Origin of the sequence: Kitasatospora sp. NPDC057965 (assembly GCF_042887135.1) — a bacterium.
Lineage (GTDB): Bacteria > Actinomycetota > Actinomycetes > Streptomycetales > Streptomycetaceae > Kitasatospora.
The window spans coordinates 62,915-73,390 of the sequence record NZ_JBHVPZ010000039.1 but is presented as its reverse complement, the minus strand read 5'-3'; the positions used below and the strand labels follow the sequence as shown (position 1 = coordinate 73,390).

General features: G+C 74.6%; 11 protein-coding genes and 1 pseudogene. 1 reads left to right on the top strand and 11 read right to left on the bottom strand.

The window, feature by feature from the left end; translation table 11 throughout:
- The 4 genes and pseudogenes from ACFVVU_RS34790 to ACFVVU_RS34775 form a co-directional block, all read right to left on the bottom strand.
- Window positions 1-547 (bottom strand): annotated as a pseudogene (locus ACFVVU_RS34790) (hypothetical protein); the annotation flags it as partial.
- Window positions 548-569: 22 nt separating this feature from the next.
- The gene (gene nadD / locus ACFVVU_RS34785) at window positions 570-1,202 is read right to left on the bottom strand and encodes a nicotinate-nucleotide adenylyltransferase (RefSeq protein WP_380686355.1); all 633 of its coding nucleotides are present in this window, start codon (window positions 1,200-1,202) and stop codon (window positions 570-572) included.
- A gap of 97 nt (window positions 1,203-1,299) precedes the next feature.
- Complete coding sequence (locus ACFVVU_RS34780; protein ID WP_344342390.1) at window positions 1,300-1,458, bottom strand: hypothetical protein; 159 nt, start codon at window positions 1,456-1,458, stop codon at window positions 1,300-1,302.
- A 189-nt stretch (window positions 1,459-1,647) separates the two neighbouring features.
- Window positions 1,648-1,794: a hypothetical protein gene (locus ACFVVU_RS34775; RefSeq protein ID WP_355372245.1), complete on the bottom strand. Its 147-nt coding sequence runs from the start codon at window positions 1,792-1,794 to the stop codon at window positions 1,648-1,650.
- A gap of 265 nt (window positions 1,795-2,059) precedes the next feature.
- On the opposite strand from ACFVVU_RS34775, the gene ACFVVU_RS34770 reads away from it, so the two are divergent.
- Window positions 2,060-3,160: a M48 family metallopeptidase gene (locus ACFVVU_RS34770; RefSeq protein WP_387793924.1), complete on the top strand. Its 1,101-nt coding sequence runs from the start codon at window positions 2,060-2,062 to the stop codon at window positions 3,158-3,160.
- A gap of 99 nt (window positions 3,161-3,259) precedes the next feature.
- Here the strand turns inward: ACFVVU_RS34770 and ACFVVU_RS34765 are convergent, their stop codons facing one another.
- From ACFVVU_RS34765 to rpmA, 7 genes are all read right to left on the bottom strand, one after another.
- A complete protein-coding gene (locus ACFVVU_RS34765) occupies window positions 3,260-4,324 on the bottom strand; it encodes a hypothetical protein (protein WP_387793923.1) in 1,065 nt (354 codons plus the stop codon).
- 172 nt (window positions 4,325-4,496) lie between these two features.
- Window positions 4,497-5,084, bottom strand: coding sequence for a hypothetical protein (locus ACFVVU_RS34760; RefSeq protein WP_380686351.1), 588 nt, complete (start codon window positions 5,082-5,084; stop codon window positions 4,497-4,499).
- A gap of 100 nt (window positions 5,085-5,184) precedes the next feature.
- Entirely contained in the window at window positions 5,185-6,507 is a 1,323-nt protein-coding gene (locus tag ACFVVU_RS34755) for a glutamate-5-semialdehyde dehydrogenase (protein WP_387793922.1), read from the bottom strand.
- A 100-nt stretch (window positions 6,508-6,607) separates the two neighbouring features.
- The gene (locus ACFVVU_RS34750) at window positions 6,608-7,132 is read right to left on the bottom strand and encodes a hypothetical protein (RefSeq protein ID WP_387793921.1); all 525 of its coding nucleotides are present in this window, start codon (window positions 7,130-7,132) and stop codon (window positions 6,608-6,610) included.
- A gap of 141 nt (window positions 7,133-7,273) precedes the next feature.
- Complete coding sequence (gene proB / locus ACFVVU_RS34745; RefSeq protein ID WP_387793920.1) at window positions 7,274-8,410, bottom strand: glutamate 5-kinase; 1,137 nt, start codon at window positions 8,408-8,410, stop codon at window positions 7,274-7,276.
- Window positions 8,411-8,636: 226 nt separating this feature from the next.
- Window positions 8,637-10,112, bottom strand: a complete 1,476-nt coding sequence (obgE, locus tag ACFVVU_RS34740; protein WP_387793919.1) for a GTPase ObgE — start codon at window positions 10,110-10,112, stop codon at window positions 8,637-8,639.
- A 99-nt stretch (window positions 10,113-10,211) separates the two neighbouring features.
- Window positions 10,212-10,469, bottom strand: a complete 258-nt coding sequence (gene rpmA / locus ACFVVU_RS34735; protein ID WP_355372266.1) for a 50S ribosomal protein L27 — start codon at window positions 10,467-10,469, stop codon at window positions 10,212-10,214.
- Window positions 10,470-10,476 lie beyond the last annotated feature (7 nt).

The following is a 10,476-nucleotide window of genomic DNA, read 5'->3' as shown; positions in this document are numbered from 1 at the left end:
GCACCCGGGGGCGCGGCGGCGCGGCGGCGGGCGCGGGCGTGGGCGTGGGCGCGGCGGGCTCCGCCGCCGGCTCCGGCTCGACGACGGCCGGCATCGGCGCTGTCGCGTACGCCTGCGGCTGCGGCTGCGGCTGCGGCTGCGGCTGCTCGTACGGCTGCGGCTGCTGGTAGCCCTGCTGCCCCTGCTGGTACTGGTCCTGGTAGCCGTAGCCGCCCTGCTGCTGGTACCCCTGCGGCACCTGCTGCCCGTACTGGCCCGGCTGCTCGTACAGGGGCTCGTAGGAGGGCTCGTACGGGGTCTGGTACCCCTGCTGCTGGTACTGGTCCTGGTAGCCGTACTGCCCCTGGCCGTGGGGTGCGGACTGCACCGGCCGGCCGTAGTGGTCGTACTGCTCGTACTGGCCCGGCTGTTCGTACTGGCCCGGCTGCCCGGGCTGCTGCTCGTAGCCGTCCTGCTGCTGGTAGGGCTGGTACTGCTGGTACTGCCCGGTCGACCAGTCGTCCGGCTGTCCGGGCTGCTGCCCCTGAGGTCCCCTGCGCTCGCTCATCCGTCGGTCGGCCCCTCCGGGATCAGGTCCGGTGCGGCGCGTACAGCGCCCGCTTGTCGATGTAGCGGACCACGCCGTCCGGGACGAGGTACCAGACCGGCTCGCCCTTGGCGACCCGGTTGCGGCAGTCCGTGGAGGAGATGGCCAGCGCCGGGACCTCCACCAGGGAGACCCCGCCCACCGGAAGCCCGGCGTCCGACAGAGTGTGCCCCGGCCGGGTGCACCCGATGAAGTGGGCGAGCGAGAAGAGCTCGTCGGAGTCCCGCCAGGAGAGGATCTGGGCCAGCGCGTCGGCGCCGGTGATGAAGAAGAGGTCGGCGTCCGGGTGCAGCGCGTGCAGGTCGCGCAGGGTGTCGACGGTGTACGTCGGGCCCTCGCGGTCGATGTCGATGCGGCTGACCGAGAACTGCGGGTTCTCCGCGGTGGCGATGACCGTCATCAGGTACCGGTCCTCGGCCGCGCTGACCTGCCGGTCGGTCTTCTGCCACGGCTGCCCGGTGGGGACGAAGATCACCTCGTCCAGGTGGAACGCGCTGGCGACCTCACTGGCGGCGACCAGGTGCCCGTGGTGGATCGGGTCGAAGGTACCGCCCATCACGCCGAGACGGCGCTTCTCCGGCGCCGGTACACCGGGGTTCCCGGTCTGCTCTCCCATGGCGCCACACCTTACGCGACGCGCGTTGCGGTGCGGGAACGGCCGGGTGACGGGCGTCCCGGGGGCGGTGCCGCACCCCGGGCCACCGTCGGCCGGGTCAGCGGTCCCGGTTGAAGCGGGTGGTCACGAAGAGCAGCACCAGCAGGACGAACAGCGCGGCGCCACCCGTCAGGTACGGGTTGAGGCTGTCGTGGTTGCCCCCCTCGCCCTCGTTCGCGAGGAGGTTCAGGACGGGGAGTGCGGCGGCAGTGCTCATGGTCGGCGGGACCTTCTCGACTCGGATGGCGGGCAGGGGGGTTCGCACGGGCCGGTGAGGGCCCACCCGTCATCGTACGGGGGGTTACACGGCAACCGCTCGGCGGCCCACCGCGGCCGGACCGCCGTGAGCCGGGGCCCGGGAACGCCCGGCCCCGGGCTGCGGCAGCGCCGGGCCGCCGGGCCGGGGTCAGTTGTTGCGGCCGGCCCGCAGCAGGATCCACGCGAGCAGGCCCACGCCGACGAACGAGGCGATCACGATGATCCGCAGGAAGAGCCCGGGGCCGTTCTCCGAGGAGATCGGGGCGGCCAGGCTGGCAAGGGCGGCGGTGGACATCTGCGGGCTCCTCGGACTGCTCGGTGCCGCGGCCTGAGGTGGCCCGGCTCTCCCGGGCATTCAGGGTAAACCGCCCTCACACCGGCGGCCCCCACCACCCCCGCGGGCGCCGCCCGCGCCGCCCCGGACGGCTCTCGTACCACTCGGGGCACGCCGCCGGGGACGAGTGCGCAACCGCGGACGTTGTCCGAACAGTCGTTGCAGGCGAAGACCAGCGGGGGCCGGCCGGGGACCGGGGCCGCCGTCGACAGGGAGGTACCCACACATGACCGACACGACCGAGAAGACCCCGCGCCGGCGCCGTCAGCGCTTCGCGGAGATCTCCACCCGCGCCTGGGAGCACCCGGCGGACCGTTCGGCGCTCGTCGCGCTGCGCAAGCTGACCGGCTTCGACGACGTGCTGAAGCGGCTCGCCGGCCTCGTCTCCGAGCGCTCGATCCGGCTGATGTTCCTGGCCACCGCCGTGAAGACCTCCGAGCGGCAGTTCCCGGAGCTGCACGACATGGTCCGCGACGCCGCCTACGTGCTCGACCTCGACCAGGTGCCGGACCTCTACGTCACCCAGGACCCGACGGTCAACGCGTTCTGCATCGGCATCGACACGCCGGTGATCGTGGTGACCAGCGGCCTGGTGGAGCTGCTGGACGAGGAGGAGCTCCGCTCGGTGATCGGCCACGAGGTCGGCCACGCGATGTCCGGGCACGCCGTCTACCGGACGATGATGATGGTCCTCACCAACATCGCCACCCGGATCGCCTGGGTGCCGCTCGGCAACCTGGCGATCATGGCGATCGTCACCGCGCTCAAGGAGTGGTTCCGCAAGGCCGAGCTCTCCAGCGACCGGGCCGGCCTGCTGGCCGGGCAGGACCTGCAGGCCTCGATGCGGGCGCTGATGAAGCTGGCCGGCGGCCACAACCTGGCCGAGATGAACGTGGACGCCTTCCTGGAGCAGGCCGCGGAGTACGAGAAGGCCGGCGACCTGCGCGACGGCGTGCTCAAGCTGCTGCAGGTGCTGCCGCAGAGCCACCCGTTCGCGGTGGTCCGGGTCGCCCAGCTGAAGAAGTGGGCCGAGAGCGAGGAGTACCGCTCCATCCTGGCCGGCGCCTACCCGCGGCGCACCGACGACCCGGACACCTCGGTCGGTGAGCAGTGGCGGGCCGCCGCCGAGCACTACACGACCTCGGTGAAGGAGAGCAAGGACCCGCTGATGGGGCTCATCCGCGACGTCGCGGGCGGCGCGGCCTCGGTCGGCGGCAAGCTCCGCGACACCTTCACCGGCGCCGGGCGCGGCAACGGCAGCTCCAATGGCAACGGCAACGGGGCCCACAGCAGTGGCAAGGACGGCGGCTCCGGCGAGAACGGCTGAGGCCCCGCCCACAGGAACGTTTCGACGGCTCCCGGCCACCCGGCCGGGAGCCGTCGGCGCACCCCCTGCCGCCCCGCCGCCGGCCTCGAACCACCGGCCTCAGCCGCCCGCCAGCACCCCGCACACCTGCCAGGCCGGCTTCGCGTGGTTCCCCGGATCCACCGCCTGCGGCCCGGCCGGCGGCGCCGTGGCGTCCGTGCCCGCCAGCACCGGCTGCACCACCCCCGCCAGCGAGCCGTCGCAGGGCACCGGCCCGGCCTGCAGCACCGAGTCCACCAGCCGCAGTTGCGCCGCCGCCAGGTCGACCCGGTCGAACTCGAAGGTCAGCTGCCGCCGCACGGTCTCCAGGGTCACCGGCGCCCCGCTCTGCGCCCCGGCCGGTTTCAGCGCGTAGACGAAGGTGTGGTCGGTGGTGATCCGCAGCGTGCTGCTGTCCGACTCGTCGATCCGCATCGCGCCGGCCACCTTGACGGTGTCCGCGGCCAGCGAGACCTGCGCCGGGTCGAAGCGGACCAGCCAGCCGGTCAGCGCGTGGTGCCGGTCGTCGACCGGCTGGACCACGCTCGCGTCGAACTCGGCCTGCTCACCGGGGGTGACGAAGGCCCGCACCTCCGCGGTCGCCCCCTGCACCAGCACGGCGGGCGACAGCGAGGACGCCACCAGGTAGCGCTGCACGGTGTCCAGCGCCTTGGTCACCTCGACCCGGGAGAAGTGCCCGCTGGCCGCCCCGGTCGGCGTCCCCAGTCCGACCGCGCCGTCGCTGTAGCCGGGCGGCAGGCCGGCGAACGGGTTGGCCGGGTCGGCGACCGCGTGGACCGTCGAGGCCGGGCTGAGCGCCACCAGGCTCACGGTCAGCTGGCTGCCCTGGGGGCGGGCGGTGGGCCGGACCGGCGAGCTGACGCCGAAGTACACGGCGGCCCCGAACGCCAGCAGGATCACCAGCAGCAGCGCCAGCGCCTGCCGGGGCACGGTGCCGAGCGGCCCCAGCCGGACCTTCGGCCGGGTGGGCCGGCCGAACGCGCCGGACAGCCGCTCGCGCGCCGACAACTCCTGGATCCGGGCAGCCCGGACGAACGATTCGTCGAAGACGACGGACCGGTACTCGTCATCGTTTCCGGAACCACCCTCGGGCGCACCCTCCGGGGGTTCGCGCGGGTCACCCATGAGACCAGGGTAAGGCGCATCCGCGCCCCGCCACGAGGGTCCTGCCGCAGTTCACCGCAACCCCTCCGTGACCGGTCACGGCCGCCCCGGGGGCGCGCCGTCGCGTCACCCCGCCGCCCCGCCGAGGCCGGTCGGCCCGCCCCGGACCGCCGGACCGCCCGACCGCCGCCGGTCAGCCCGTCGGCGCGGTGACCACGAGCGACGGCTCGACCGGCGCCGGCAGCGGGTCGATCCCGGGACTGCTGCTGCCGGACTCGGGTCTGCGCGGCGCGCCGCCGGCCCCGCCCGCGCCCTGGTAGATCGCCGCGACCGCCACCGCGACCAGGCTCACGCCCATGATCACGGCGAGCACCCAGGCCACCGGCCGGTGCCAGCGCTGCTGGGCGACGTACCGGCCGCGGTCGGCGCCGATCGGGTCGAAACCGCCCGGGCGCCGGCGCCGCGAGCGGCGTCCGGTGGTCCGGCCCGGGCCGGTCCACGGATCGGGATAGTGGTGGTCGTCGTCGAGCCGGCTCGGGTACGGGCGCAGCTCCAGCGGCAGTCCGTCCCCGGCCGGGGCGTCGTAGCCCCAGCCCGGCCCGGCCGTGTCCGGCTCGAACCGGGCCTCGGCGGCGGCGAGCTGCCGCTCCTTGGCCGTCGGCTCGTGCACGGCGGCGGACCGCACGAAGGCCTCGTCGAAGACCACGGTGGCGAACTCGTCGTCCGCACCACCGTGGTCGGCACCGTCGGGGTACGGCAAGCCCCCCACATCGTCAGCCACGGATTCAGCGTATTACCGGGCGGGCGATTTGTCTGGGCCTCGGGGCAGTTGGTCCGTCACTCGTGTGACGGCGGGCCGGCGGCGGCCGGTCCGGCCGGGTTCAGCCGGCGTCGACGGCGCCGCCGACGGTCGGCGTCGCCTCGCCGCGGACGTGGCCGTCACCAGTGACGATGTACTTGGTGCTGGTCAGCTCGGGCAGTCCCATCGGGCCGCGGGCGTGCAGCTTCTGGGTGGAGATGCCGATCTCGGCGCCGAAGCCGAACTCACCGCCGTCGGTGAACCGGGTCGAGGCGTTGACGGCCACCGTGGTCGAGTCGACGAGCTGGGTGAAGCGGCGGGCGGCGGCCTGCGAGGTGGTGACGATGGCCTCGGTGTGGCCGGAGGTCCAGCGGCGGATGTGGGCGACGGCGGCGTCCAGCGAGGGGACGACGGCGGCCGCGATGTCGTACGACAGGTACTCGGCCGCCCAGTCCTCCTCGGTGGCGGGCAGCACGGTGGCGGCGGAGCCCTCGGCGGCCTTGAGCACCGCCTCGTCGCCGTGCACGGTGACCCCGGCCTCGGCGAGCGCGGCGAGCGCGAGCGGCAGGAAGGCGTCGGCGACGTCCTGGTGGACGAGCAGGGTCTCGGCCGCGTTGCAGACGCTGACCCGCTGGGCCTTGGAGTTGAGCAGGATGCCCACCGCCATCGCGAGGTCGGTCTCGGCGTCCACGTAGACGTGGCAGTTGCCGGTGCCGGTCTCGATGACGGGCACGGTGGAGCCCTCGACGACGGTGCGGATCAGCGAGGCGCCGCCGCGCGGGATGAGCACGTCGACCAGGCCGCGGGCGCGCATCAGCTCCTGGACGGAGTCCCGGCTCTCGCCCGGGACGAGCTGGACCGCGTCGGCCGGCAGCCCGGCGGCGGCGACGGCGTCGCGCACCACGGCCACCAGCGCGGCGTTGGAGCGGTAGGCGGAGGCGGAGCCGCGCAGCAGCACGGCGTTGCCGGACTTCAGGCAGAGCGCGGCGGCGTCGGCGGTGACGTTGGGCCGGGCCTCGTAGATGATGCCGACGACGCCGAGCGGGACCCGCACCTGCCGCACGTCCAGGCCGTTGGGCAGGGTGTAGCCGCGCACGACCTCGCCGACCGGGTCGGGCAGGCCGGCCACGTCGCGGACGTCGGCGGCGATGGCGGCGATCCGCTCCTCGGTGAGGGTGAGCCGGTCGATCACCGACTCGGCGGTGCCGGCCGCGCGGGCGCGCTCGACGTCCTCGGCGTTGGCGGCGGTGATCTCGGCGGCGCGGGCGACCAGCGCGTCGGCGACCGCGCGCAGCGCCGCGTCCTTCGCGCCGCGCGGCAGCGGGGCGAGCGCGGCGGCGGCCTCCCGGGCTCGGCGCGCTACGGCGAGGACGGGGCTGTCGGCGGTGGCGAGGTCGCTGCTCATGCGCCCAGGGTAGTGGAGGGCCCCGGCCCTCCCCCGCCCGTTTCGCCCGGTGAGACGGGCTTGCACCGCTCCCCCGCCCCGGCCCCGCGCGCCCGCGCCGTCAGTAGGGGTAGACCCCGCCCAGCTGCGGGGGCGGACCGGCGAAGCCCTCGGCGACGCGCTTGTGGTACGTCGCCCGGTCCACCACCTCCAGGCCGACGATCTCCCACGGCGGCAGCTTCGCCGTCACCTTGTGCTCGCCCCACAGCCGCAGCGCGATCGCCGCCGCGTCGTGCAGGTCGCGGGCCTGCTCCCAGTAGCGGATCTCGGCGTGGTCGGCGGCGTAGCGGGCGGTCAGGAAGAACGAGTGGTCGTAGGCCAGCCGCTCCAGCCCGGCCCGCAGTTCGGTCAGCGGGGTGACCGGCCCGGCGACGCTGAGCACCACGTGCCAGAGCCGGGCCTGCCCGGGCGCGCCGGGCGGTTCGGCGGCGGGGCGCCGCTCGGTCCGGAGCCGGTGCACCGTGCCGGGCCCCTGCGGCGGCGCACCGGCCGGCCCGGTGGCTCCGTCGTCCGCGCCGCCGTCGATGCTGGTCAGCCGTCGGCCCGCGGTCCCTCCGGTCAGCGCTGCCTCGCGCCTGCGTTCCACCGGCGGCCTCCTGTTCGGCGATGTCGTGTCGTCGTACCCGCCGGCCCCGGCCGGCGCGCGTACGACCGCGCCCCTGCTCGCCCGTGGCCGGGCGTGCTCCCCGTACGGAGCCGCCCGCGCTTCCGGCGGTCCGACGGCGGGTCAGCCGCGCAGGACGACCAGGTCGTCGCGGTGGACGACCTCCCGCTCGTAGGCGGCGCCGAACTCCTGGGCCAGGTCCCGGGTGGACCGGCCGAGCAGGCGGGGCAACTCCCTCGCATCAAAGTTGACCAGTCCGCGCGCCACGATGTGGCCGTTTTCGGCAAGAAGGTCCACCGGATCACCCGCGGTGAACTCGCCGTCCACCCGGGTGACCCCGGCGGGGAGCAGCGAGGCGCCGCCGGAGACGACGGCCGTGACGGCTCCGGCGTCCAGGTGCAGGGAGCCGCGCGGGCTGCTGGCGTGGGCGAGCCAGAGCATCCGGTCGGAGGAGCGGCTGCCGGTGCGCAGGAACAGGGTGCCGGTGGGGCGGCCGGCGAGCGCGTCGGCGGCGTGGCTGGCGGCGGTGAGGACGACGGGGATGCCGGCGCCGGTGGCGATCCGGGCGGCCTCGACCTTGGTGACCATGCCGCCGGTGCCGACGCCGGCCTTGCCGGCGCTGCCGATCTCGATGCCGTCGAGGTCGTGCGGTCCGGCGACCCGGGCGATCCGGCTGGTGCCGGGGCGGGAGGGGTCGCCGTCGTAGAGGCCGTCGACGTCGGAGAGCAGGACGAGCAGGTCGGCGCGGACGAGGTGGGCGACGAGGGCGGCCAGCCGGTCGTTGTCGCCGAACTTGATTTCGGCGGTGGCGACGGTGTCGTTCTCGTTGACGATCGGCATGGCGCCCATCGCGAGCAGCTGGTCGAGGGTGCGGTAGGCGTTGCGGTAGTGGGCGCGGCGGCTGGCGTCCTCGGCGGTGAGCAGGACCTGGCCGACGCGCAGGCCGTAGCGGGCGAAGGAGGCGGTGTACCGGGCGATCAGCAGTCCCTGGCCGACGCTGGCGGCGGCCTGCTGGCGGGCGAGGTCCTTGGGCCGCTTCTCCAGGCCGAGCGGGGAGAGGCCGGCGGCGATGGCGCCGGAGGAGACGAGCACGATCTCGGGGGCGTCGGGGCGGGTGCGGACCTTGGCGAGGGCGTCGACGAGCGCGTCGACCCGGTCGGCGTCGATGCCACCGGCGGCCGTGGTGAGTGAGGAGGAGCCGACCTTGACGACGATGCGCCGCGCGGTCAGCACCTCCGACCGCAGTTCGTCCTCGCTCATCTCGGCTTCGCCCTTCCGGTGGGTGCGCTGGCGGCGGGCCCCGGCCCGGCCGTTTCCCCCGCAATCTACGCGATCGGCACGGCCGGGCCGCACCGCGTTCCAACGGCCGGACGGCGGCCCGGCGGCGCCCGCGGCGGCCGTCGGACACCGGACCGCGCGTCAACGCGCGGGCCCCCGCCACCCGTTGGAACGGATGGCGGGGGCCCGCCCGGTGGCACGGGGCCGGTCAGTCTTCGTCGTCGCCCTCGACGGCGGCCTGGCGGCCGCTGGAGAGCGCCTCGAAGGCGAGGTACTCGGCCTCGGCGGCGTCCCGGCCCTTCTGCTTCTCGCGGCGGCGGTCGACGGCCGGGCGCGGGGACTCGAAGCGGTGGTCCTCGCCGCGGCGGCCGAGCATCTCGGCGCCGGCGGCCATGGTCGGCTCCCAGTCGAAGACGACGGCGTTCTCGTCGGGGCCGATGATGACGGTGTCACCCTCGTGTGCGCCGACCTTCCACAGCTTCTCCTCGACGCCGAGGCGGGCCAGCCGGTCGGCGAGGTAGCCGACGGCCTCGTCGTTGGAGAAGTCGGTCTGCCGGACCCAGCGCTCGGGCTTGCTGCCGCGGATGCGGTAGGCGCCGTCCTCCTCGGTGATGGTGAAGCCGGCGTCGTCGACGGCCGCGGGGCGCAGCACGATCCGGGTGGACTCCTCGACCGGCTTGGCGGCGCGGGCCTCGGCGACGATCTGGGCCAGGGCGAAGCTGAGTTCGCGCAGGCCCTTGCGGGAGGCGGCGGACACCTCGAAGACGCGGTAGCCGCGCTCCTCCAGGGAGGCGCGGGTGAGGTCGGCGATGTCCTGGCCGTCCGGCACGTCGACCTTGTTGAGGGCGACCAGCCGCGGGCGGTCCTCGAGGCCGCCGTACTCGGCGAGTTCGGCCTCGATGGTCTCCAGGTCGGTCAGCGGGTCGCGGCCGGGCTCCAGGGTGGCGCAGTCCAGGACGTGCACGAGGACGGAGCAGCGCTCGACGTGCCGCAGGAACTCCAGGCCGAGGCCTCTGCCCTGGCTGGCGCCGGGGATGAGGCCGGGGACGTCGGCGATGGTGTAGACCGTGTCGCCGGCGGTGACCACCCCGAGGTTGGGGATCAGGGTGGTGAACGGGTAGTCGGCGATCTTCGGCTTGGCGGCGGAGAGCACCGAGATCAGCGAGGACTTGCCGGCGCTCGGGTAGCCGACGAGGGCGACGTCGGCGACGGACTTGAGCTCCATGACGATGTCGCGGGCCTCGCCGGGCTCGCCGAGCAGCGCGAAGCCGGGGGCCTTGCGGCGGGCGGAGGCGAGGGCGGCGTTGCCGAGGCCGCCGCGGCCGCCCTGGGAGGCGACGAAGCTGGTGCCGTGGCCGACGAGGTCGGCGAGCACGTTGCCGTTCCGGTCGAGGACGACGGTGCCGTCCGGCACGGCGAGGACGAGGTCCTGGCCGTCGGCGCCGGTGCGGTGGCCGCCCGCGCCGGGCTTGCCATTGGTGGCCTTGCGCTTGGGCGAGTGGTGGTACTCCAGCAGGGTGGTGACCTGCGCGTCGACGGTGAGGATGACGCTGCCGCCCTCACCGCCGTTGCCGCCGTCCGGGCCGCCGAGCGGCTTGAACTTCTCGCGGTGCACGGAGGCGCAGCCGTGGCCCCCGCTGCCCGCGGCGACGTGGAGCTCGACGCGGTCCACGAAGGTGGTCATGGAAGTGCCTCCGATACGAAGAAAGTGGTTCTGCCTGCGGTAAAGCGCGAAGGGTGGACCGGATCATTCCGGCCCACCCTTCAGTGTGAGTCAGGTGACTCAGGCCTCGACGGCCACGACGTTGACGACCTTGCGGCCGCGGCGGGTGCCGAACTGCACGGCACCGGCGGTCAGCGCGAACAGGGTGTCGTCGCCACCGCGGCCGACACCGGCGCCCGGGTGGAAGTGGGTGCCGCGCTGGCGGACGATGATCTCGCCGGCGGAGACGACCTGGCCGCCGAAGCGCTTCACGCCGAGGCGCTGGGCGTTCGAGTCACGGCCGTTGCGGGTAGAGCTTGCGCCCTTCTTGTGTGCCATCTGGCTA

Bases quoted from the DNA above. Each gene is read 5' to 3' on its own strand.
- obgE (WP_387793919.1), bottom strand. From the start codon at position 10,112: ATGACCACCTTCGTGGACCGCGTCGAGCTCCACGTCGCCGCGGGCAGC.
- ACFVVU_RS34780 (WP_344342390.1), bottom strand. From the start codon at position 1,458: ATGAGCACTGCCGCCGCACTCCCCGTCCTGAACCTCCTCGCGAACGAG.
- nadD (WP_380686355.1), bottom strand. From the start codon at position 1,202: ATGGGAGAGCAGACCGGGAACCCCGGTGTACCGGCGCCGGAGAAGCGC.
- ACFVVU_RS34765 (WP_387793923.1), bottom strand. From the start codon at position 4,324: ATGGGTGACCCGCGCGAACCCCCGGAGGGTGCGCCCGAGGGTGGTTCC.
- proB (WP_387793920.1), bottom strand. From the start codon at position 8,410: ATGAGCGAGGACGAACTGCGGTCGGAGGTGCTGACCGCGCGGCGCATC.
- ACFVVU_RS34775 (WP_355372245.1), bottom strand. From the start codon at position 1,794: ATGTCCACCGCCGCCCTTGCCAGCCTGGCCGCCCCGATCTCCTCGGAG.
- ACFVVU_RS34755 (WP_387793922.1), bottom strand. From the start codon at position 6,507: ATGAGCAGCGACCTCGCCACCGCCGACAGCCCCGTCCTCGCCGTAGCG.
- rpmA (WP_355372266.1), bottom strand. From the start codon at position 10,469: ATGGCACACAAGAAGGGCGCAAGCTCTACCCGCAACGGCCGTGACTCG.
- ACFVVU_RS34770 (WP_387793924.1), top strand. From the start codon at position 2,060: ATGACCGACACGACCGAGAAGACCCCGCGCCGGCGCCGTCAGCGCTTC.